We start from the raw sequence: 21,033 nt of genomic DNA on the forward strand, positions 1-21,033 counted from the left end.
ATCATTCATTTTCTTCGCCGATTGACGTCAGTTGCGACTTCAAGTCACCTAGAGTCTCCTCGATATCTTCGATGTACCGAGGCTTCACCGGGTTCTCATAGATTCCTTTTTTCACATCATCTGCCTCTTCGCTGCCATAAGGGAGGAAACTGCTGCCGATTTCGATATCGATTATGCCCCCACCAGGCTCCCCGATTTCTTCCTGCATGCTCAAGTAGTAATCCATCTTCTCATCGATTGTACGATAATCAGCGACGATTTCCTGGCCATTGTTCATGAAGATATGGATGCGGGTGTCGGTATTTTCTGAGGGGCGGTAATAGATTTCCGAAATCCCCTCAAGAACATCCCTTTCCATCTTGTTCAGATTATCGATTAGCGCATCGAATTCCTGACCTTCAAAAAAATGGAGGATAGGGGCTGTTTCAGGCATGGCCGGGTGGCCTCTCAACACTTGGGCATTCTCGAGGACAGGGTAGAACACATCGCCTGATGCTACATAGGCCACTGACTGGCGCTCTGAGATGGAAACATTTATTGTATTCAGCCACTGCCTCTCAATCGTCACTTCGTCAATTGCCGGAAGCATCGCAATGTTTTCCTCAGCCCGGGAAAGGTTGGCGCTGAACATCTTGTCGCCCTCTTCAAATTGGAGCCGCTCCATCACTTCCTGATCGCTGATCATTTCATTGCCTTCTAAGGCAATCTCTTTTACATCACTTACACTGCTTGCTGCATAATAGATCAGTCCACCAGCCGCAAGGAGCAGTGTGATGATGACACCCAGGAAGAGATGGGCACGGGTGAGTACCGGCATTTTTGGCTTTACTTTCTTTCTTTTCGGTACGCCCTTCCCTTTTCGGACCCATCATTTTTTGTAGACTTTTCATCCATCCTAAAGGAGATCGTTTTGCCATGATGAAAGGTTTCTACTTCGTCATCTGGAAGAGCTGCTTTTCTGCTTGCTTTGCTTCGAGATGCTACTTTCCTCTTTCCGTTGCCAATGGCCTCTACATTTTTGTCCGCACTCTTTTTGATGCTTCTACCGGCGGGGGGATCCTGCTGTAGCCGTTCTTCTGAGTCGCGTGAATCCCGCTCGCGCTCTCTATGCTTCAACTTCCGCTTCAGCTCATCTATATCATTATGATTGTCCATGGAGTTCCCCCTCTCTATCAGTTGTCGAGTGCTGTAAACCCTTCTTTGAAATGATCACCGCGGGCTTCGAAATCTTTGTACTGGTCCCAGCTGGCACATGCTGGAGAGAAAGCACAACATCCCCGGATGTGCATGAGCTGTTGCCCTTATGACACCATCATGCGGGTTTTCCGCCACAATCGAGTCAATGCCGAGTTCATCCGCCAATGAAACGAATTTTTCTTTCATCTCCCCAAATGCGATGATCAGGCGCACATGCTCAAGATCTGGCACGAGTGATTCAAGAGACTGCCCGCGGTCAAGTCCGCCAGCAATCCAGATGACGGGCGAACGGAAACTTTTCAGTGCAAAGGAAGTCGCCAGATTATTTGTCGCCTTGGAATCATTATAATAGCCTACACCTTGGTTAAGCCCCAAATACTCCATACGGTGAGGTATACTCCCGAAGTGCTTCAGGGTTTCGATGACTGCTGTGTCAGAAGCGCCATGGTTTTTAGCGGCCAGTAGTGCCGCCAATATATTCTCATGGTTGTGTTCGCCTTCCAGCAGCACTTCATCAACGCCTATCAGTGGACGCTTCTGGTAGGTGATCATATTATCTTTGATCATGGCTTCTGCGTCACCATCGGTCGAAAAGTATTCGATCGAGAGCCACGTCATATCTTCAACCATATTCCGTTGACGGCCGTTGAAGACGACTTTTTCTTCCTGTCCCATGTTCCTGAGCAGATTCAACTTCGCTTTCACATAGTTTTCCTTCGACCCGTGATAGTCAAGATGCGCTTCATAGATATTTGTGAATACCGCGGTATCCGGACGGAAGTCCCTCACACCCATCAGCTGGAAGGATGAAAGTTCCATAACCAATATATTGCCGGGCACAGCTTCTCTTGCAGCCTGGGAAGCCGGGTAGCCTATGTTACCGCACAATATGGGTTCGAAACCGGAACGTTCCAACATTTCCCCAATCAGGTGCGTCACGGTGGTTTTGCCGTTGGTGCCTGTGATGCCGATGATCGGCACTGGCGAAATATGATACGCAAGCTCCACATCGGTCACTATCGGCACATCTCTTGCCAGCGCTTCTTTTAAAAAATCGATGGTATAAGGAATGCCTGGATTCTTCACAATCAGTTCAATATCGTTCAGCAGACTCACAGGATGATGGCCATCGACTATCTCGACTCCCCAGCCCTTCAACTGCTGGCGGATCCCCTCATCAGAAATCACTTCATTTGTAGTAAGCGTCACATTCGCGCCTAATGCGAGCAATGCAGAGATGGCACTTCTGCCGCTTCTGCCATAACCAAGCACAAGTACTTTCCTATTCTGATAGTCCAACTTCTCCAATCTAGGCCACCCCCAGCAGGACGCCGATGATGCCTGCAACAGCACCAATCGTCCAGAATACGATGACGATCTTCCATTCATTCCAGCCACTGAGTTCGAAATGATGGTGGATAGGCGTCATTTTAAAAATTCTTTTCCCGGTCAATTTAAAAGATGCCACCTGCATCATCACAGAAGCAGTTTCGATGACGAACATGATTCCAATGAGCAGCAACAACAGACTTTCATTAAGTACGATGGATACTGTCGCAATGATGCCCCCGAGGGCGAGCGAACCAGTGTCCCCCATGAACAGCCTTGCCGGATATTTATTGTATAGAAGGAAACCAAGCAATCCGCCGATCAGTATCATCAGGAAGATGACGAGCGTCGTCTCCTCCCGTACCCACGCTATAGCCAGGAAACTTGAGAATGCAATGATTGAGAGGCCTGTCGCCAATCCGTCGAGGCCATCTGTTAGATTGACCGCATTTGAAAATCCAACTTGCCAGAACACAATCCATACGACGAACAGCACGCCAAGGGGCAGTGTCCAATCTGTTCCTGGAATGCGCAAGGCTGTTTCTATATCCGGAATAGCCTGGGTCATAATGAAATAGACAATCACCGATAGCACAATCTGTGCAAGGAACTTCTGTTTTGAAGATAGGCCCCGGTTGTCCTTTTTTACGACAATGATGTAGTCATCTATAAATCCGATGAGCCCAAATCCGATGGTCACGATGATCATGACCAGCATCTTGTATGTGTCATCCACAAATAGAAGCGCAATCAACGATAATATGATTACCGGAATTAGATATGTAAGGCCACCCATGGTCGGGGTGCCCGTTTTGACCTGATGGCTCTCTGGCCCTTCCTTACGTATCGACTGTCCGAATTTCATCCGCTTAAGCAACGGTATCGTTACGGGAACGAGTACCGCCGTCAATATAAAAGCGGATATTAAAAATAAATAATCCATGATATCCTCCTCTAGTCTTCAGGGTCGTTGGACGACAGGGTGACTTTTAATTCCTGTCCATCCTCTAAAACGATGCCCGGGTCGATCGATTGTCCATTGACATACCCTTCACCTTCTACGGTTACATCCATTCCGGCAAAATCTCCGAACATGATGACTTCCCTCTTTGAAAGCCCCGTCAAATCAGGCATCTTCAGCTGTCCATCAGTTTTGATGAAAAATGTTTCATACGGTAACAGTTTATCATTTTTTGGGTAGTGGTCCACTACTTCTTCGCCCTCTCCCAATATGATCGTCTGTATAGAATCATTTGCCGCTGCGGGCACATCGGAGATCATCTTGCCGGTGTAATCTTCTATCTTTACTGGTTCAGGCGATTCCCCATCTTCTTCGCCGACCGTCAGATATTTCAAGGTCCGCTCCATAAGCGGATTGAAGCCGGGCATTACACCAATATCCCATGTATCCGATTTATTTTTGCTGGCAAGCTTGACGCCATAGTAGACGATGACTTCAGGGTCGTCTTCTGTGCATACCCGATGAAGGACGTCAGGAATTGATAATCACCCTTCAGATAACCACCCCCATCCGGATCGATGACCTGGGCGGTGCCTGACTTCCCTGCGACTTCATAATCTTCGAGAAGGTATTGCGGATTACGTTCCATCGACCCTCCGACGAATGTATTGATTTCATCCTGTGTCCTATCTGCCGCTTCTTCCGATATCACCTGGCGCACGACAGTTTCGTCATTCTCCTCGATCACTTCACCGCTCTCACTATCAGTGATGGATTCGACGATGTATGGCTTCTTCATTTTGCCGCCATTGAGTATCGCCGTCATGCCTTGGATCATCTGTATCGGTGTCACAGTAGAGGTCTGCCCGAAAGAGGTCGTTTTCCTCTGCAGTTCAGCATCCCATGCCAAGGTTCCTGATTGTTCATTCGGGAATTCTGAGCCTGTCACTTGCCCAAAGCCGAAATCCTTGTAGTATTCGAGCATCTTATCTTCCCCCACTTTTTCCTGGAGGATCATCATCAAGGCGTTTGAGGAGTACTGCATCCCTTCATTATAAGTGATATCGCCCAGCCCTCGGGCTCCCAATCGTAGATTGTATGGCCGTCGACATCATATGATCCGGATTCATATACTGCATTCGGGTCATAGACTCCAGAATCAATCGCTGCCGCCAGACCGAACACCTTAAAGGTCGAACCGGGTTCAAATGAATGTTGATAGAGCATGTTGAGCCAGCTCTCTCCAAACCCTTCCGGGTCCTCGGGTTGAATGACGGTCTCTGGCCACTTGCGAGAATTGCTCCAGTCTTGGCATCTGCCACGACCGCAAAAGTCTCCTCAGGCTCAAAATGTTCTTCCATCGTATCGAGGGAATCCTCAAGATACATCTGAATGTTCGAATCGATCGTCAGTTGGACATCCGAGCCATTCTTCGCTTCGGCAACGCTGTCAGTCCCCGGTACGATATACCCCCATAGGTCCTTGAGGTAGTCGAGTCCGCCGTCCTGACCCTTCAGCTTCTCATCGTACGCCCGTTCAATCCCAAGCGATCCCTCGAACTCACCAGTATCCTGATTCTTTTCAGCATAGCCGATGAGGTGTGAGGCGAAATCGCCATTCGGATAGAACCGCTTCGTTTCGGCGATGAAGACGATGCCGGGAATCTCAGCCTCTTCGAGGGTCTTTTTATCGTTATAGGATAATTCGCGTCCTTCTTTGCCAAGCTCAATCTGGAAACGCTCTTCCTCTATACCTTCTTTGATGCGTTTTTCGATCTCATCTTCATCCATATCGATGACTTCTGCAATCTTCTCTGCAGCAGCTTCAGGATCGCTGACGTGGTTCGAGTAGCTGGAGTCCGTAATCAGGGCAATGCGATACGCCTCCATATCGCTCGCCAGAACGTTGCCGTCACGATCCAATATGCGCCCGCGCGCCGCTTCTATCTGTGAGGTGCGTGAGAATTTCTCCTCGCCGTGGGCGACCAGATCTTCATCATCCAGGGATTTGCCTATCATCAAATAGCTGAACTGCCAAAATATACAAACAAAAAGCACTCCTATACCCAGGTAGATTAGGAGCGCGCCAACAGATAGTGTTTTTGTTGTATTTCGTAGCTTGATTCTAATTCTTGCCATACTTCTCAGCAACCTTTACATTTCCATTATCCAGGTCAAGTCCAAGTTCATTTGCTTTTTCATAAATCCTATCGTAGGACGAGAGATCTGTGACCTCCGTCTTCAACTCACTTATTTCGCCTTCCTTGATTGCCGTTTCACTTTCGATTTGGGTAATCTGCGTCCTGGACGGTATGGGCCTCCATCTTTAGTGATAAGACGTATATCGCAACAGTTGCGATCAGAACAAAAAGAACGAGATAGGTAAGCGTCTCGATTTTTCCAAGGCCGACGACGCGTCGCTTTCTTTTAGTAGCAGGCTGTTGCTCCCTATGGCTGCCGGGCTGGGACAGGGGTTGCTGATAATGTTCTACTGCCATGTTATCACTCCCTATTTCTGCTTCTCAGCAATTCTCAATTTTGCACTGCGCGCACGCGGGTTATCGAGCACCGCTTCATCGTCTGCAGTGATTGGCTTCTTGTTCACCCGTTTCAATACAGGTTCGTAGGCTTCCGGGATGACGGGCATATTACGCGGCAGTTCGGGCCCTGCTTCATATTCCATGAACATCTGTTTGCAGATTCTGTCTTCCAGGGAATGGAATGTGATGACGGATACCCTCCCATCCTTATTAAGGAGGTCGATCGCCGCTTCGAGTGACCTTTCAAATACCCCAAGCTCATCATTCACCGCTATTCTGAGTGCCTGGAATATCCGCTTGGCTGGATGCCCCCTGTTCGTCTGAATTTATGGGGATCTGGGATTTGATGATTTCAGTCAATTGTGTAGTGGTCTCGATAGGCGCCTCAGTCCTGGTGCGTTCTATCTCCCTAGCTATCTTTTTCGAAAATTTTTCTTCTCCGTATCTGAAGAAGAGGCTTACCAACTGGCTGTAGGAATATGTATTTACGATTTCATAGGCATCAAGCGACTGATCCTGGTTCATGCGCATATCGAGTCGCGCTTCCCTGGAGTGGCTGAATCCCCGTTCAGTTACATCAAGCTGCGGACTTGAAACGCCGAGGTCATACATTATGCCATCGACTCCATTGACGTCGAATTTCGCCAGTTCCGCTTTCAAATTCTCAAAATTGGAATGGATAAGTGTAATATTGTCGTTTCCTCTAAATCTTTCCTGTGCGTTCTCTATTGCCCAGGAGTCCTGGTCAAAAGCATATAGATGACCCGTGGTCAATTGTTCCAAGAGATAGGCACTATGGCCTCCGCCACCCAAAGTGGCGTCGATATATGTGCCGTCAGGGCGTATATTCAACCCATCCACTGTCTCTTTCAATAGAACGGTGTCATGTTTGAACATACCCTCACATCCTATAAGTCAAAATCAATCAATTCTTCTGCGATATCCTCATAATGGGCTTCTGAATCATCATAAAATGATGTCCATTTATCCGTATCCCAAATTTCAATCCTATGGGCAACACCGATGACGGTGCATTCTTTTTCAATCCAGCATATTCCCTCAAGTTAGCGGGGATATTGATTCTCCCCTGCTTGTCCACTTCCACTTCGGCAGCGCCCAAAAAAACATCCTCATGAATTTTCTGCGTCTTTCCTGGTAAGCGGCAAAGTACTCATTTTTTGTTCCATCTGGGCCCACTCATCGAGAGGGTAGCCAAATAGACACTGATCAAGGCCTCGGGTGATGATGAAATGTCCTGCGAGTTCGTCCCTGAATTTACTTGGCACTATCAAGCGTCCTTTAGCATCAAGCTGATGCTTGAACTCTCCCATGAACATCTGATCACCTCGCCTATACAAATAATTTACCACATCTCCCCACTATGTACCACAAATAATGTGCTTTCCACTCCAATTAATTTGACACAATAAAAAAGACGGTCCTCATAAAAATGAAGACCGTCCAATATTCTAGATGCCTTTGATGATTGTAAGCTGCGTCGTATAGGCGAGGCGCCCCACTTCGAGATCGATCGGAAACATCCACGGATGATAGATGCGTTCCTGCAGCGATCCGCCCGGCATCAGCCTTTCTGATATTTCTTCCAGATCATTCAATTCCTTGCGCAAAGTACGTTTCACTTCAAGTTGGTACCGCCGTTTCAGGTAACTCAATTGTTTCTTGTGCACCTTCAGATTGGCCTCAATCAGATCACGGTGGGCTTCACGGCCCTCCTTATCCTTCAAGCGGCTGTAATCCGTATCCAGATGATCGGCTATGCTGTCCACTTCGTCGAGGAAAGTGGTATCTGTTGCGGACTCGATCAGGTTCTGCTTTTTAGCTTCGGCATCTGCTGCGAGATTCTCTGAAACCTCCAATCCGTATTTATCGAGAAGTTTGTTGAGCCTCATGTCCTCATGGATGATCTCCATTCTCTTTAGTACGATCGGCATGTTGATATCCATCACTTCAAACACTTTGTGGAGCTCGCCCCAATACTTCACTTCTGCGCCGCCCCCTGCAAATATGAGGGTGTTGAATAGCATTTCCTGCATAAGCGGTCTTGTTACGACATTATTGCTGAATGAGGCAGGATCCTGCTCAAGATATTCAAGTAACGCATCCTTGGATAGCGTACCCTTATCAGTCAGGTAGCTGCCGCCCTGCTGGTCTAATAAAGTACGCGTCGTCCGTGAGCCGGAGAATAGATGCACATTCGTTTCAGTGTCGATTGTTGGGGATAGGTCATGCGCTTCAATGAATTCCTGCTGCCCCTGCCTGAATGCTGCATCGATGGCTTCATGATTTTCTATCATCTTTTTGAACATCGGTGCTTCAAGCTTCCTCACCGCTTCATCATGGGAGTTGAAAATCAACAATCCTGCATCCGCGAAGACATCATGGACGAGCGCGTGGAACAGTTCAGTCCAATACTCATTTTGTTCAATCATCGCTTCTATCTCTGACTTTTTCTCTTTCAGGTAACCTGAATCTCCGCACTCCTCCACTATACGATCCAGAAGTGTCTTTCATTGCACTTCTGGTCATATCTGTAGAATCCCAGACTCATCGGCACCGTCAGATTCGGTTTATAGGAAATCTTGCGCCGGCGTCTATGGGTACGATCATAGATATGCGTATGGTTCACTTCTTCAAAATCATGGTCCTCACCTGCTATCCAGAAGACGGGCACTGCCTGGTAGTTGTAGTTTTTCTTCACTTCTTCAACCAGCACAAGCAAAGTGAGCATTTTATGCATGATCATGCTGGGACCCATGAAAAGGCCCGCCTGCTGTCCACCGACGATGACCCTGGCGCCTTCCCGGAGACGTTTAAGGTTATCTTCCTGCTTGTCGCTCAGACCATAGGGCGCCATACCTTCGGCCATGATATCGGCAAGCTTGCCTGTATGCGGATGACTTGGTCTATCCATCACTTTTTTTATACTTTTTTCATCATAAGTCAAGTTTTGATAGAAGGACAGCGTCTGCCCGTCCCTACCGGCGAACCGGTGTGTAAAATCGTCCTGTGTGTAATTCAAACATTCAATTTCCATAATTAGACCCCTTCTCACTCTAATGCTAACTTGATTATAAATATTATGAAGATATAAAACAATTGAACGGTTTCAAAGAAATGTACTATACTAAAGAAAAGGAGAGAATGCAAAATGACAGAAGTGAAGCATCTGGCAATCAACTATAAGACAGTAGAAGAATTCAAGAAATTCCGTGAGTATGGTGCGCAGGAACTGCAGATGAAAAAAGAGCTGGAAGGCAATATCATGGATGCCAATACAGACTCGCCATTCTTCGGCATCTACGTAGGCGACACGCTGGCTGCGCGCATGTGCCTTTACCGAAAAGAAGATGATCATCAACCCATATTCGATCCGCCGCATGATTATATGGTGATATGGAAGCTGGAAGTGCTCGAGAAATATAGAGGCCGCGGCTACGGCAGCAAGCTCATCGACTTCGCCAAAGACTACGGCATGCCGATCAAAGCCATCAGCCGCCAAAATTCACGCGGCTTCTTCGAAGCGCATGGCTTCGAAACGCTGAAGTATGATATCGAGAGGGATATGGCGGAAGACCCCCTGATCTGGTATCCGGAGGGCTTCCATCTCCAATAGCGGCAAACTCATAAGCCCATGAAAAAGACGCTGGCAAAATTGCCAGCGTCTTTTTCTACACCAATTATTTAGCTGTAACTTCTTCACCTTTATAGCTGCCGCATTCTTTACATACACGGTGGGAAAGCTTCATTTCTCCACAGTTTGGGCATTCTACCATACCTGGCACAGAAAGCTTCAGGTGGGTACGACGTTTTCTTTTACGCGTAATCGAGGTTCTTCTCTTTGGTACCGCCATTTCTATTCCTCCTTATTATCACTGTCGTCCAACAGTGATTTTAGCTTTGATAGTCTTGGATCCACGCTCGTCCGCTCATTTTCCAACGATTCTTCATCGGTCACAGACCATTGTTTACCACCACTCAGCGGTTCATCGCTTTTGGTGATGACAAAAGGTATGTTGACGATGATGAGTTCCTTGATGACCGGTTCCAGATCTAAAGTGTGGGTCACTGGATGAACATTTTCAGCGAGATCATCCGCCTCTTCCGCATCTTCATCGAAAATCTCCTCCGCTTCGATATGAAGCGGCACTTGGATATCTTCGCTTGTGCGGCTGTCCAGCATATTGACCACCGTCTCTATGGTTAAATCAGCCATGATCTGGCGATTACGGACATGAAGGACGCCTTCGATGGACACTTCGTCCACTGAAGTGACATCTTTACGATCCGTCATCTCTTTAAACTGGACCTTTTCGTTTACAGCGATTGAATCCTGATTGAACTTTTTCAGTTGCGTCAATGACCATCTCATATAGTTTTCACCTCTTATGAGCACAAAAAATATTGTACCTTTCTAACAGTACTCTGTCAAGTTATTTTCTTAACATCACTAATGATTCTGCCCCATTTCTGATACAATGGAATCGAATGGAAAGGAGCACTATTATGATTATCACATCTTTGATTACAGAGTACAATCCCTTTCATAATGGACATATCCACCATATTGAAGCATCGAAGCGTCTGACCGGAGCCGATGTCACCATTGCCATCATGTCGGGAATTTCACGCAACGTGGTGAAATTGCAGTGACGGATAAATTCAAAAGGGCGAAAGCTGCCATCAGGCACGTCGATCTTGTGGTCGAGCTGCCGTTCATCAACGCTGTCAGCTTTGCAGATGATTTTGCGTTGGGCGGCGTCCACATTGCGAAACTGCTGAAAAGCGACAATATCGTCTTTGGGAGTGAATCCGGTGATATTGCCGAATTGTCGAGACTGCAATCGCTGATGGAGGACGCAGACATCCGTTCATCCATGCGGACGTTGCAGAAGAAAGGCTACAGCTATCCAAGAGCCCTCTCTGCAGCACTGCAGACGGACGTGTTTAAAGGGGCCAATGATATTCTCGGCTTGTCCTACTTGAAAGCCCTGAAAAAGCTGCAACCGGATATAACGCCCCATACAATCAAGAGGATCGGCAATGACTATAATGACCCTGCCCTGTCCGAGCGGCGTTTCTCCAGCGCGACCAGCCTGAGGAATGCCCTTTGGGAAGGTAATCTAGAAGGTGCATCACGTTTCATGCCCGCCCCACTTGCACAGGAGATCCATAAAGACGGCCCACTCACCAATGAAGTCCTGTTCCCTTCCTTGAAACTCCTGATCCACAGGAGCACACCGGAAGAATTGGGCAGAATCTACACGATGACTGAAGGCCTCGAACATAGGCTGATTTCCAGGATAAGGAGACATTCGACTTACGAATCATTCCTAGATGACGTCAAAACGAAACGATACACACGCACACGCCTCAACCGGCTGATGCTCTACATCCTCTTCAACCTGACCAGTACAAAGATGGAGGCGTATTCCTTGCCGCAGGCTGTAAGGGTCCTCGCCATGAACAAGCGTGGTCAAGCCTATCTGAAGACACTATCCCAAGATCTCGAAATCATCACCAATGTAAACAGCACCAACCGCCATCACATACAAGATGAGATAACAGCGACTGATGTCCATAATATTTTCAGTGGCTCAAAGCGCAACGACTATAACACACCGGTCATCATTGCGGATTGAATTTCCCCCGCAGTGCCGACTCCACCTGCGGCGGCACTACATCTTCTATTTTGCCACCGTACTTTGCGACTTCCTTGACCATTGAGGATGATATGAACGAATAGTTGTTGTTGGTCATCATGTAGATTGTTTCAATCGTGCTGTTCAATTTTCTGTTCATGGAGGTCAGCTGCATTTCATATTCAAAATCACTCACGGCACGCAGGCCCCGGACAATCGCTTGGGCCCCCACTTCCTCACAGAAATCGATCAACAGCCCGTTGAAGATGCGCACTTCAACATTCGGCAGACCCTTCGTCACCTCGTTGATGAGCTCCACACGCTCTTGTGGTGTAAATAGCCCTTCCTTAGAAGCGTTCTTCAGGACGGAAACATAGACCACATCAAATATCCGACTCGCCCTTTCGATGATATCTATATGACCGTATGTGATTGGATCGAAACTTCCTGGGCATACTGCAATTCTTTTCATGATTGTTCTCCTTCTTTCTTCAGGATATTGATTCGGATCGTACCATATACTGCTTCCCTGATGCTCGTGTAGCCTTCTTCTGCATATTTCTCATCCTTATGTGTCTCGACCACTATACGCCCTCCTGCATCCAACAGTTTAAGATTCTGTATGTACTTGAGCGCCTCCTCAGCCATTCCTTTATGATAAGGCGGGTCAAGGAAAATGAGATCGAACTGTCGATCGCGTTTCGCCATCGCTTTCAGGGCGCGCCGGTAATCGTTCCGGTAGATCTCCACCTCTTCATCCAGCTCGTCAGTATTTTGCTTCACCATCCTGACTGCATCGCCCGCCCCGTCTATAAACATGGCGGAGGAAGCACCACGGCTCAACGCTTCGATGCCGAGCGCCCCGCTTCCTGCAAACAGATCGAGCACCCTCCCCTCTACCGGACCGAGGATATTGAAGACGTTCTCCCTCACCTTGTCTGACGTAGGCCGTGTATCATGCGATTTCAAGGTCGCAATGGTCTTTGATTTATATTTGCCGCTGATTATTCTCATAGGTGATTCCTTTCTTTCCCTCGATCCTTCATTTAAAATGGAGTCGGGAGCTGATTAATGATGCAAAAATTCATTGTACTTGGAGAAGGCTACGGAGATGTATTTGAACTCGAAGCCATCATAGAACATAACCATCACCGGATTGATAAAGGCATATTTCTTCATGCGGATGCGCGGCCTGCTACATTCGTTCTAGTGATGAAGCCTGTCCGTGGAAATTTCCAGGCCCTATACACCATCTATCAGGGCGTTCCATATAAAGAGGGTTCCGGCAAGAAGTATCAAATGATATCCGAATGGTGTACGGCACATGACTTGCCCATCATCGAATTCAAGACGCGCGATCCGGAGGACTTCCACGATAAAGAGCAGTTTTTCCAATATATCACCGGCGTCTTGAGATTGAACAACCTGATACCGCCGCTCACCTGATATATCAGATGACGCGGTAATCCTTAGGTTCATAGTTTTCAGCGTTGTACTCCCTTTGGATGTGCGGATATTCCGATACGAGGACATCATCGACATATTTCAGGCTGTTCAATGTCTGAATGGTTTGGTCAAGCTCTGATTCGTATATATAGAGAAGTAGATACTTCTTATCTTTATTTACATATATCAGGTGGCCGTGCCGTTTCAATTGTCGGATGAACTTATTTTGTTTAAAATAAATATATATGCCGATGCGTTTCTCAAGCATATTACCCCACCTTATAAAATTTTATAAAGTTATGATACCATGTAAATGAGAAGTTTTAAATGAAACTATAACTGGAGGCAGTAATCATGAAGAAATGTACAAAAAGCCTTTTGACAACAATTGGATTAGCCGGCGGAGCAGTCGGTGGCCTGTGGATCGGGACAAAGTTGACATCCGAACAGGAAATCCGCGACATCAAGCCATACTTCAGACATCGCTCGCCTTATATCCTCGCGCACCGTGGCGGTATGGGCCTTGCGCCGGAACACACAGCTGCAGCATTCGACAAATCTGCTGAGTTTGGTGTGGACGGGTTTGAAATCGATATTCGCATGACCAAGGATGAAGAAATTGTCGTCTTCCACGATGCCTATGTAGACCGTACGTCGAATGGTGCTGGTCGTATCAGTGAGCTGACTTCTGGACGAACTGAAGGAACTCGATTTCGGCTACCATTTCAGAGATGCTGAAGGCAGCCATCCTTATAGGGGCAGCGATGAAGCCAAAATCATGACACTTAGGGAACTCATCAAGAAATATCCCGATATGCTCATCAACTTAGACATCAAAGATGATCCGAACACTTATGAGGGCAGTCTGATACCAAGCCTGCTCTACCGCCTGATTGATGAATCAGATGCCAGCGACAGAGTACTCATCACGAGCTTCTATGATGACCAGATCGATCGTTTCGCCCTCTATTCAGGCGAAGATATCGCACTTGGCGCCGGCGAAGAGCAAGTACGCAATGCCTACCTGGCCTATTCAAGCGGCTTCGGCCACTTATTCAATCCGAAAGCCGATACACTGCAGATACCGGCAAAACACAACAATATCCCGCTTGATAAAGAGGGGTTCATCGAGTATCTCCAAAGCTTGAATGTCGCAGTCGGCTACTGGGTCATAAACGAAATGGACCAGATGGATGAGCTGATTCAAAAAGGTGCCCACACAATCGTCACCGACTACCCGGACATCAGCAGCCACCTTCTGAAACAGTGTTACTGATTAAATAAGGGTTCCCCCGAAGCGGGGAACCCTTATTTTTATTCTAGCCTGCTGTCTGGCAGCCACAACTGCCACCTGTTGCACATCCCGATTCATTGGACATCGAAAAGAACGGGTTGCTGCTGACCACGTTAACATGATCACTGATGCTGGAACTGATATGGAAAAGCACTTCATCCAGCATTTCCTGCAGTTGGAACTCTGCCCGTCTATATTCCATCACTACCGGGTGCATATCAAGTGTTTTTTTGAAATTGTTGAGCTCCCGGCGCTTTGCACTGAAATCAGGATGATATTTACCGAAGCGGCTGACTTCCTCGAAATCCACTTTCATTCTATTGAATTCTGAAATGAGTCCAGCAACTTCGGCATCTTCTTCAAGCAATCTACTGTATCGGCAATAATATTTATATATATCGGTCTCGCGGACCATCACTTTCAAATGGTCTATACGATCCATTACTTCCATTTCTATATCTGTCGTCATATATTGAACACCTCCCGTCCATAGTATCATAATGGCGCTATGGGCCGCCACCAATTTTCAGGGTCTGTATAAATACCATTTGCAACTATACTTGGAATAGATTAAAATTAGATTAATGGTAAAAATGTTTAGGGAGGAAAATTCATGGTTTTTGAAAATTCTACTCTTGAGACGATGATCGTGTCTCAGGATATCTTACAGAATGTAATGAACAAGAACGGTCTAGTGCTTGGAGGGTCATGGGATTATGAACACATGACTTTCGACTATAAGTATGAAGTGCCTGAAGGCATCTACTATCTCCGCATACCTGGATATGCCGTGGAAGGTGATGTTGGTGCAAGAAACGCTGTCCTCCAGCTCATGGACCCATATATGGGTAAACACTACTACCCTACGGGTGTTGAGTACGGAAGCGACGAACACTTCCCTGAACGACTGGTCGACCACGCTGTCAAAAAGATCCGTACAATTGCTGATGAACTGAAAAACCTCATCTAAAAAGACAAAAGACTGGAAGCATTATTCAATGCTTCCAGTCTTTTTATTATCCCTGCAGAATTGCCTTGATCAGTGAAGTCGTTTCTCCACCCGGATACATGACGTACAGCAGAATGTAGACCATGGTGCCGGTGATGGCCGTTGCAAACCAGATGATCGATGCCCATGGAGCTAGCTTCCTATGCTTCGACAATTTGTTTTTGTAACCTAAGTAGACTTGTATCCCACCTAGCAGACCACCAGCTGTCGCCAAGGTAATATGGAAGATGAGAAAAGCTGTATAATAGGGCACCAGCGCTTCAGGACCGCCAAAGGCCGTATTCCCTATGAAGGCCGTCCTTGAAGCGTAGATGATGAAAAACAGCAATGCGCTTGTAGCTGCCAATGTCATCATCTTCTGGTGGGCCTCCACTTCACCTTTTTTGACTCTGCTTATCCCAATAGCCATGAAGATGGCACTTAAGATGATGAAGAATGTGCTTAATGTAGGTAATATGTGCACAATAAGACGCTCCTAACTCTGTTATCTGTATTGGTTGAAAAGTTCTTTTTGCAGACGCGCCTCTTCAATCGAACGACGCGTTACTTCGTCTTCGTCTTTACGCTCATCCCTATACCATTTGAAGAATAGGTGGCCTAGCATGAAACCGAAGAAGATTTCCTGAAGCACTTTCATGATCACTCCACCTGTCTGCTGGTCCATCCGTGGTGAAGCGTTTGTGAAGTACTCGGGCCCAGAGATGAGTCCTTGCCCCTTCAGTCCATCCAACACACCTGAAGGTACACATAGTTCCATGGCAGATAGCCATGCGTCACCATCGGTATATGTTGAATACACTGCATTTTCGGCAAATATGATTAGACCACATGCAGGCGTCAACAACGCCCCGATGCCGAATATATAAAGGAGTTTGAACAATCCCCCATATGCTTCTCCTCGGGCTCAACTTTGTTGAAGACCGGATAGAACATGAGCAGTGCCAACATGAACAGCAGCACGTTAAATGATCCATGTAGGATTGGCTCCTGTTTCAGGTAATCGAGGACGATCGGCAGATGGTATACCGAGAAAATCCCGGTGAATAGAATCAGCGGTACAAGAGGTTTTTTGGCAATCGCGAAAAATTGCCTGAAGCCCGGCAAGTTAACGAAATATGTCCAAAGATAAGCAGGCACACCGAAATATAGGAGCGGCGCTATCAGTAAGAATACAAAAGCCATCTGCAGCATATGGAAACTGAATAGGATGTGGCTTAGAATATCGACTGGTGAGCCATACATCGTGTAGAGCAGTACCATGGCAATGCCAAACGTCGTTGCCTCCCTGTTGGTGGATGGGCGTCCGCCTTCAAAATTACTGTACCACTTTCTTGTCAACAGAAAATAGACGACAGTCATAAATACAACGAAACTGAAATAGTACGGACTCCAGTTGGCAACGAAACCGAATATAGATATAGATGATAAATTGTCCATTTAGGATCATCCCTTTTTTTAATATCACTTACTGTTAATTATAGATTCCGATTAGCCTTAAGGCAAGGTGGGTGCATGACAATATAATGACAAAATAAAGGCCGGCATATACGCCGGCCTTTATTATTTAGATTGGGCTTCCAATCCAAGTGATATATAGGAAAGTTACAACGAACGCAATACCGAAGTACATACCTGTCATGATGAATAGTTTAGCGAACTCGTGACCTTTATCTTTCATATGCATGAAGTAGTAGAACTGAAGAATAACTTGTACTACAGCCATGAACAGCACGATCGGGATGACAAATCTTGAATCAAGATCCATTGCCACCATTCCAAATGCAACAAAGGTCAGGAAGATCATCATACCGAAAGAGACCATCTGCTGACGCATCTCTTTCGTACGTTGAGTGCGCAAATACTCAAGCTTCGACTTGGACAGCGGTTCCTGTTTGATTTCTGCCATATTACATCACTCCCAGCAAGTAAACTATTGTGAAGATGAATACCCACACAACGTCGATAAAGTGCCAGTAAAGTGCAGCTGTATTGACTTTAGCCGCCGTATAGACTGATAGGCCTCGCTTGGCGTTGCGGAGGATGAGACCAGTGATCCAGACCAAACCGATCGCTACGTGGAAACCATGCGTGCCAAGCAGGAAGTAGAAGGCGCTACCGAATGCACTGGTTCTGAATGTATGTCCAAGATGTACATACTCTACGAACTCATAAATTTCCAGGGATAGGAAACCGAGTCCAAGCAACACAGTAACGGCAAGCCACAACTGCATCTGCTTAAAGTTGTTGTTCCTCATATGGTAGACCGCATACACACTTGTAAGTGATGAAGTCAGGAGGAACATCGTCATGACGAAAGCAAGCGGCAAAGCGAAGAGTTCAGCAGCAGAAGATGGTCATCTCCTGGAACTGAATCTTTCAATGCGAGATAGGTTGCAAAGAGAGATGCGAACAGCGCAGTCTCACCTGCTAGGAAAATCCAGAATCCGACAAACTTGTTCTTGCCTTCAAGCGTCGCAGTTTCCGGATGGACAGGCCATCTTTCACTGGGTACATTATATTCCATGTGAGCCATTATTTCGCACCCCTTTCTTCTTCTTCAAGATCTCTTAATACTTCTTCCTTAGTGACATAATAACCAAGATCGTCCTTAAGTGAACGTGTAATCATCGCGCCAGCAGTGATGGCGAGTCCGATAATTAGAAGCCAAAGCGCCCAAGGATGCTGCGGCATATCTGAAACTGCCGAGATTGCCCATTCTTTACCGGAAGCGAAGTAGAGCGCTCCGAAACCAGCGATGAAAAGACCAAGTGACATTATAAATGGCAGGATTGAATTGTTAGGCATATGGAAGTCATCCAGTGACTCTGCCGGCATCATCTTGCCATCGTTCGCTTCCTTTTCAATCCAGAAAGCATCCATTCCGCGGACAAGTGGAATCTGTGCAAAGTTGTAGTACGGCACAGGTATTGGCAGTGACCATTCGAGTGAACGGCCGTCGCCCCATGGATCGCGTCCAACTTGTTTGTTCTTCGCTACTGTGATGATGATGTTGATGACAAGTACTACAACTGCTATTGCCATCATTACAGCACCTATCGTGGAAATCATGTTTGCCGTGTTATATCCTTGCCCGTCAAGGTATGTGAACACACGTCTTGGCATTCCCCAAAGACCCAGGAAGTGCTGGATCAGGAACGTAATGTGGAATCCAGCCACGAAAAGTACAAAGGTGATTTTTCCAAGCTTCTCACTGAGCATTGTACTGAACATCAAAGGCCAATAGTAGTGGAGGCCTGCAAGCAGTCCGAATACCACACCACCGACGATGACGTAGTGGAAATGCGCAACGATGAAGTAGGAATCATGGTATTGGTAGTCTGCTGGTGCAGCACCCTGCATAACCCCAGTTACACCACCCATGACGAAAGTCGGTATGAATGCAAGTCCATAGAGCATTGGTGTCGTAAATTCAATGCTACCGCCCCAAATGGTCAGAATCCAGTTGAATATTTTAACACCGGTAGGGACAGCGATCGCCATCGTAGCAAGAGCAAATATGGCGTTTGCAGTCGGTCCGAGACCTACTGTAAACATGTGGTGCGCCCATACCATGAATCCGAAGAATCCGATAAGTACCGTAGAGAACACCATTGCTGAGTACCCAAACAGCCTTTTCCGGGAGAATGTGGAAAACACTTCTGAGAATATCCCGAACGCAGGAAGAATCAGGATATAAACTTCAGGGTGTCCGAAGATCCAGAATAGATGCTCCCAGATTATCGTATTACCACCCGTCTCCACCAGGAAGAAGCTGGAGCCGAACATACGGTCAAATATGAGCAGGAACAAACCGATTGTGAGCGGTGGGAATGCAAAGACGATCAGGACTGATGCAACTAATGTCGTCCATGTCATCAACGGCATCCTCATATATGTCATACCCGGTGCCCTCATATTGATGATTGTCGTTACGAAGTTGATACCGGATATCAGCGTTCCGGCACCTGTAATCTGCAGTCCAACGGCGTAGAAATCGATACCGTGTCCCGGCGAGTCGATGGATAGGGATGCGTAGCTTGTCCAACCAGCATCCGGCGCACCACCAAGGAACCATGATAGGTTGATGAATATACCACCCAATATGAACAGCCATACACCGAGCGAGTTAAGGAATGGGAACGCGACGTCGCGCGCTCCTATCTGCAAAGGTACAGTAGCGTTCATAAATGCGAATAAAAGTGGCATGGCAGCCAGGAATATCATGGTGGTACCATGCATTGTGATGACTTCGTTGAACAATCCTCCAATAGGAAGTCGTTGTTCGGTACTGCGAGCTGAATACGTATCAGCATTGCTTCAATACCGCCAAGTACGAAGAAGAAGCCACCAGCAATCAAATAAAGTATTGCGATTTTCTTATGGTCGACCGTAGTCATATATTCCCAGATTACGGAACCGAAGCCTTTCTTTTTAGCAGTAGTTGCCATTACTAGTTACCTCCCTCTTCTGAATCTTCTTCAGGTTTTTCCCTCAGAGATTCAACATCTCCGGAACCTTCTTCAACTTTCAGTTCCATCAGATAAGACGCTACCTTATCGATTTCTTCATCTGACAGATCATACTGATCCGTCATCTTGTTTCCTGGTTTGAAGGATTCCGGATCTTTGATCCAGTCGACAAGGTTCTCTTCGTTATGTTCAAGGAAGCCTGCGATGAGATCGCGGTCTCCGAAGTTCGCCAAGTTAGGCCCTACAGCACCCGCGCCCTGCGGTGTTACTGCGTGACAGCCGATACATGAGTTGTTGAAGATTTCCTGGCCTTCAGCCGCATCGTCCGTCGATGCTTGGGCCGGTTCCTCAACAGCCTTCATGTCAGCGAGCCATTGATCATATTCTTCTTCCGGCAATGCCTTTACCTTAAAGTCCATCAACGCGTGGGATGGTCCGCAAAGTTCCGCACATTTTCCGTAGAAGAGACGGTTGGACTCTTCGGCACTGTCATCATCGAACACCAGATAGAAGCTGTTGATTCCATCTACGTTCGTATCCAGCTTACCACCGGCAGCCGGTACCCAGAATGAGTGTTTAACGTCGCCTCCCTTAAGGTTGAAGTAAACTCTCCTGTCGGTAGGTACCACAAGCTCTTGGCTTGTTACGACTTCCTCGTTGGGATATTCAAATTCCCACCAGTACTGATTGGCGGTGACATTGACGATTGTCTCTTCTGTATTGATTCCTCCATCTTCATTTTCCATGCCGCGGACATCACCTTGTTTGAAGACCAGGTAGACTGTTGGTACTGCAAGGATGATGATGAGCAAAATTGGGATGGAAGTCCAGATCACTTCATATACGTGGTTACCAGCCACATCTTTTGGTTTGTAGTCTTCACCTAATTTACTTCTGCGGCTTTTCAGCACTGCGAAAGAGAATAGGATTATGACTGATACTACAACGAGTAGCATGATGGCTATAGACAACACCATCAAATAGAATTGCTCTTGTCCAATTTCACCGGCTGGTCTCAGCGTACTGAGATGATTCTTCCCGCACCCGGAAGCAAAAGCCGCCAGGAAAACGATAAGACCAATCCATTTGGCGCTCATCCAACGATTTTTCATTTAAATAGACCTCTCTT

General features: G+C 46.9%; 20 protein-coding genes and 9 pseudogenes. 5 read left to right on the forward strand and 24 right to left on the reverse strand.

The features are described from left to right. Nucleotide 1 precedes the first annotated feature (1 nt). The 12 genes and pseudogenes from ACYF68_RS10175 to bshC (ACYF68_RS10230) all read right to left on the reverse strand — a co-directional run bounded on the left by ACYF68_RS10175 (nucleotide 2) and on the right by bshC (ACYF68_RS10230) (nucleotide 9,081). Nucleotides 2-817 (reverse strand): cell division protein FtsQ/DivIB, encoded by an 816-nt coding sequence (locus ACYF68_RS10175; RefSeq protein WP_461046679.1) that lies wholly within the window; start codon nucleotides 815-817, stop codon nucleotides 2-4. Between the two features lie 8 nt (nucleotides 818-825). Continuing rightward, nucleotides 826-1,155 carry a hypothetical protein gene (locus ACYF68_RS10180; RefSeq protein ID WP_461046681.1) on the reverse strand — a complete coding sequence of 110 codons (330 nt, stop codon included), beginning with the start codon at nucleotides 1,153-1,155 and terminating at the stop codon, nucleotides 826-828. A gap of 54 nt (nucleotides 1,156-1,209) precedes the next feature. After that, nucleotides 1,210-2,505 (reverse strand): UDP-N-acetylmuramoyl-L-alanine--D-glutamate ligase, encoded by a 1,296-nt coding sequence (murD, locus tag ACYF68_RS10185; RefSeq protein WP_461046683.1) that lies wholly within the window; start codon nucleotides 2,503-2,505, stop codon nucleotides 1,210-1,212. Nucleotide 2,506: 1 nt separating this feature from the next. Next, nucleotides 2,507-3,469: a phospho-N-acetylmuramoyl-pentapeptide-transferase gene (gene mraY, locus ACYF68_RS10190; protein WP_461046685.1), complete on the reverse strand. Its 963-nt coding sequence runs from the start codon at nucleotides 3,467-3,469 to the stop codon at nucleotides 2,507-2,509. Between the two features lie 11 nt (nucleotides 3,470-3,480). Then, a complete protein-coding gene (locus ACYF68_RS10195; protein WP_461046687.1) occupies nucleotides 3,481-3,915 on the reverse strand; it encodes a PASTA domain-containing protein in 435 nt (144 codons plus the stop codon). Further along, nucleotides 3,915-4,714: pseudogene (locus tag ACYF68_RS10200) on the reverse strand (penicillin-binding transpeptidase domain-containing protein). Before ACYF68_RS10200 ends, ACYF68_RS10195 begins: the two are co-directional and overlap by 1 nt. Before the next feature lie 248 nt (nucleotides 4,715-4,962). After that, nucleotides 4,963-5,625, reverse strand: a pseudogene (locus ACYF68_RS10205) (penicillin-binding protein 2); the annotation flags it as partial. 137 nt (nucleotides 5,626-5,762) lie between these two features. Further along, nucleotides 5,763-5,984, reverse strand: coding sequence for a hypothetical protein (locus ACYF68_RS10210; RefSeq protein WP_461046689.1), 222 nt, complete (start codon nucleotides 5,982-5,984; stop codon nucleotides 5,763-5,765). Between the two features lie 11 nt (nucleotides 5,985-5,995). Beyond that, nucleotides 5,996-6,923 (reverse strand): annotated as a pseudogene (gene rsmH, locus ACYF68_RS10215) (16S rRNA (cytosine(1402)-N(4))-methyltransferase RsmH). An 11-nt stretch (nucleotides 6,924-6,934) separates the two neighbouring features. Next, nucleotides 6,935-7,363 (reverse strand): annotated as a pseudogene (gene mraZ / locus ACYF68_RS10220) (division/cell wall cluster transcriptional repressor MraZ). A 132-nt stretch (nucleotides 7,364-7,495) separates the two neighbouring features. Then, the gene (gene bshC / locus ACYF68_RS10225) at nucleotides 7,496-8,533 is read right to left on the reverse strand and encodes a bacillithiol biosynthesis protein BshC (protein WP_461046691.1); all 1,038 of its coding nucleotides are present in this window, start codon (nucleotides 8,531-8,533) and stop codon (nucleotides 7,496-7,498) included. Continuing rightward, nucleotides 8,533-9,081 (reverse strand): bacillithiol biosynthesis protein BshC, encoded by a 549-nt coding sequence (gene bshC / locus ACYF68_RS10230; protein ID WP_461046693.1) that lies wholly within the window; start codon nucleotides 9,079-9,081, stop codon nucleotides 8,533-8,535. The genes bshC (ACYF68_RS10225) and bshC (ACYF68_RS10230) overlap by 1 nt, the downstream gene beginning before the upstream one ends. Before the next feature lie 114 nt (nucleotides 9,082-9,195). On the opposite strand from bshC (ACYF68_RS10230), the gene ACYF68_RS10235 reads away from it, so the two are divergent. Beyond that, complete coding sequence (locus ACYF68_RS10235; protein ID WP_461046695.1) at nucleotides 9,196-9,660, forward strand: N-acetyltransferase; 465 nt, start codon at nucleotides 9,196-9,198, stop codon at nucleotides 9,658-9,660. Nucleotides 9,661-9,724: 64 nt separating this feature from the next. On the opposite strand, the gene rpmF is transcribed toward ACYF68_RS10235, so the two are convergent. Then, on the reverse strand, nucleotides 9,725-9,898 hold the full coding sequence (gene rpmF / locus ACYF68_RS10240) for a 50S ribosomal protein L32 (RefSeq protein WP_380571732.1): 174 nt from the start codon (nucleotides 9,896-9,898) through the stop codon (nucleotides 9,725-9,727). 2 nt (nucleotides 9,899-9,900) lie between these two features. Continuing rightward, nucleotides 9,901-10,416 (reverse strand): YceD family protein, encoded by a 516-nt coding sequence (locus tag ACYF68_RS10245; RefSeq protein WP_461046697.1) that lies wholly within the window; start codon nucleotides 10,414-10,416, stop codon nucleotides 9,901-9,903. Nucleotides 10,417-10,550: 134 nt separating this feature from the next. Here ACYF68_RS10245 and ACYF68_RS10250 point away from each other — a divergent pair. Next, nucleotides 10,551-11,686: pseudogene (locus tag ACYF68_RS10250) on the forward strand (nucleotidyltransferase). Here the strand turns inward: ACYF68_RS10250 and coaD are convergent. Further along, nucleotides 11,673-12,158: a pantetheine-phosphate adenylyltransferase gene (gene coaD / locus ACYF68_RS10255; RefSeq protein WP_461046699.1), complete on the reverse strand. Its 486-nt coding sequence runs from the start codon at nucleotides 12,156-12,158 to the stop codon at nucleotides 11,673-11,675. The pseudogene ACYF68_RS10250 and the gene coaD sit on opposite strands and share 14 nt — an antisense overlap. Then, nucleotides 12,155-12,700 carry a 16S rRNA (guanine(966)-N(2))-methyltransferase RsmD gene (gene rsmD / locus ACYF68_RS10260; RefSeq protein ID WP_461046701.1) on the reverse strand — a complete coding sequence of 182 codons (546 nt, stop codon included), beginning with the start codon at nucleotides 12,698-12,700 and terminating at the stop codon, nucleotides 12,155-12,157. The genes coaD and rsmD overlap by 4 nt, the downstream gene beginning before the upstream one ends. A gap of 57 nt (nucleotides 12,701-12,757) precedes the next feature. On the opposite strand from rsmD, the gene ACYF68_RS10265 reads away from it, so the two are divergent. After that, nucleotides 12,758-13,132: a DUF7147 family protein gene (locus ACYF68_RS10265; RefSeq protein ID WP_461046703.1), complete on the forward strand. Its 375-nt coding sequence runs from the start codon at nucleotides 12,758-12,760 to the stop codon at nucleotides 13,130-13,132. 4 nt (nucleotides 13,133-13,136) lie between these two features. On the opposite strand, the gene ACYF68_RS10270 is transcribed toward ACYF68_RS10265, so the two are convergent. Then, nucleotides 13,137-13,400, reverse strand: a complete 264-nt coding sequence (locus tag ACYF68_RS10270) for a DUF2129 domain-containing protein (RefSeq protein ID WP_461046705.1) — start codon at nucleotides 13,398-13,400, stop codon at nucleotides 13,137-13,139. Between the two features lie 86 nt (nucleotides 13,401-13,486). Between ACYF68_RS10270 and ACYF68_RS10275 the strand changes: the two are divergent. Beyond that, nucleotides 13,487-14,408: pseudogene (locus ACYF68_RS10275) on the forward strand (glycerophosphodiester phosphodiesterase). A gap of 43 nt (nucleotides 14,409-14,451) precedes the next feature. Here the strand turns inward: ACYF68_RS10275 and ACYF68_RS10280 are convergent. Then, nucleotides 14,452-14,895, reverse strand: coding sequence for a YlbF/YmcA family competence regulator (locus tag ACYF68_RS10280; protein ID WP_461046707.1), 444 nt, complete (start codon nucleotides 14,893-14,895; stop codon nucleotides 14,452-14,454). Between the two features lie 144 nt (nucleotides 14,896-15,039). On the opposite strand from ACYF68_RS10280, the gene ACYF68_RS10285 reads away from it, so the two are divergent. Next, nucleotides 15,040-15,396 (forward strand): YugN family protein, encoded by a 357-nt coding sequence (locus ACYF68_RS10285; RefSeq protein ID WP_461046709.1) that lies wholly within the window; start codon nucleotides 15,040-15,042, stop codon nucleotides 15,394-15,396. Between the two features lie 46 nt (nucleotides 15,397-15,442). Here the strand turns inward: ACYF68_RS10285 and ACYF68_RS10290 are convergent, their stop codons facing one another. The 6 genes and pseudogenes from ACYF68_RS10290 to coxB all read right to left on the reverse strand — a co-directional run bounded on the left by ACYF68_RS10290 (nucleotide 15,443) and on the right by coxB (nucleotide 21,016). After that, nucleotides 15,443-15,898 (reverse strand): DUF420 domain-containing protein, encoded by a 456-nt coding sequence (locus tag ACYF68_RS10290; protein WP_461046711.1) that lies wholly within the window; start codon nucleotides 15,896-15,898, stop codon nucleotides 15,443-15,445. Between the two features lie 21 nt (nucleotides 15,899-15,919). Continuing rightward, nucleotides 15,920-16,872, reverse strand: a pseudogene (ctaG, locus tag ACYF68_RS10295) (cytochrome c oxidase assembly factor CtaG). Between the two features lie 127 nt (nucleotides 16,873-16,999). Continuing rightward, nucleotides 17,000-17,341: a cytochrome C oxidase subunit IV family protein gene (locus ACYF68_RS10300; protein WP_380571755.1), complete on the reverse strand. Its 342-nt coding sequence runs from the start codon at nucleotides 17,339-17,341 to the stop codon at nucleotides 17,000-17,002. Between the two features lies 1 nt (nucleotide 17,342). After that, nucleotides 17,343-17,968, reverse strand: a pseudogene (locus tag ACYF68_RS10305) (cytochrome (ubi)quinol oxidase subunit III). Beyond that, nucleotides 17,968-19,883: pseudogene (locus ACYF68_RS10310) on the reverse strand (cytochrome c oxidase subunit I). The pseudogenes ACYF68_RS10305 and ACYF68_RS10310 overlap by 1 nt, the downstream one beginning before the upstream one ends. 2 nt (nucleotides 19,884-19,885) lie before the next feature. Beyond that, nucleotides 19,886-21,016 carry a cytochrome c oxidase subunit II gene (gene coxB / locus ACYF68_RS10315; RefSeq protein WP_380571762.1) on the reverse strand — a complete coding sequence of 377 codons (1,131 nt, stop codon included), beginning with the start codon at nucleotides 21,014-21,016 and terminating at the stop codon, nucleotides 19,886-19,888. Nucleotides 21,017-21,033 lie beyond the last annotated feature (17 nt).

This window comes from Salinicoccus sp. CNSTN-B1, assembly GCF_054792835.1.

Coding starts and splice junctions, on each gene's coding strand:
- ACYF68_RS10285 (WP_461046709.1), top strand. CDS start 15,040: ATGGTTTTTGAAAATTCTACTCTTGAGACGATGATCGTGTCTCAGGAT.
- ACYF68_RS10280 (WP_461046707.1), bottom strand. CDS start 14,895: ATGACGACAGATATAGAAATGGAAGTAATGGATCGTATAGACCATTTG.
- mraY (WP_461046685.1), bottom strand. CDS start 3,469: ATGGATTATTTATTTTTAATATCCGCTTTTATATTGACGGCGGTACTC.
- bshC (WP_461046693.1), bottom strand. CDS start 9,081: ATGGAAATTGAATGTTTGAATTACACACAGGACGATTTTACACACCGG.
- ACYF68_RS10300 (WP_380571755.1), bottom strand. CDS start 17,341: ATGGCAGAAATCAAACAGGAACCGCTGTCCAAGTCGAAGCTTGAGTAT.
- ACYF68_RS10235 (WP_461046695.1), top strand. CDS start 9,196: ATGACAGAAGTGAAGCATCTGGCAATCAACTATAAGACAGTAGAAGAA.
- ACYF68_RS10245 (WP_461046697.1), bottom strand. CDS start 10,416: ATGAGATGGTCATTGACGCAACTGAAAAAGTTCAATCAGGATTCAATC.
- coxB (WP_380571762.1), bottom strand. CDS start 21,016: ATGAAAAATCGTTGGATGAGCGCCAAATGGATTGGTCTTATCGTTTTC.
- coaD (WP_461046699.1), bottom strand. CDS start 12,158: ATGAAAAGAATTGCAGTATGCCCAGGAAGTTTCGATCCAATCACATAC.
- ACYF68_RS10210 (WP_461046689.1), bottom strand. CDS start 5,984: ATGGCAGTAGAACATTATCAGCAACCCCTGTCCCAGCCCGGCAGCCAT.
- ACYF68_RS10270 (WP_461046705.1), bottom strand. CDS start 13,400: ATGCTTGAGAAACGCATCGGCATATATATTTATTTTAAACAAAATAAG.
- rsmD (WP_461046701.1), bottom strand. CDS start 12,700: ATGAGAATAATCAGCGGCAAATATAAATCAAAGACCATTGCGACCTTG.
- ACYF68_RS10180 (WP_461046681.1), bottom strand. CDS start 1,155: ATGGACAATCATAATGATATAGATGAGCTGAAGCGGAAGTTGAAGCAT.
- ACYF68_RS10195 (WP_461046687.1), bottom strand. CDS start 3,915: ATGCCCGGCTTCAATCCGCTTATGGAGCGGACCTTGAAATATCTGACG.
- rpmF (WP_380571732.1), bottom strand. CDS start 9,898: ATGGCGGTACCAAAGAGAAGAACCTCGATTACGCGTAAAAGAAAACGT.
- ACYF68_RS10175 (WP_461046679.1), bottom strand. CDS start 817: ATGCCGGTACTCACCCGTGCCCATCTCTTCCTGGGTGTCATCATCACA.
- ACYF68_RS10265 (WP_461046703.1), top strand. CDS start 12,758: ATGATGCAAAAATTCATTGTACTTGGAGAAGGCTACGGAGATGTATTT.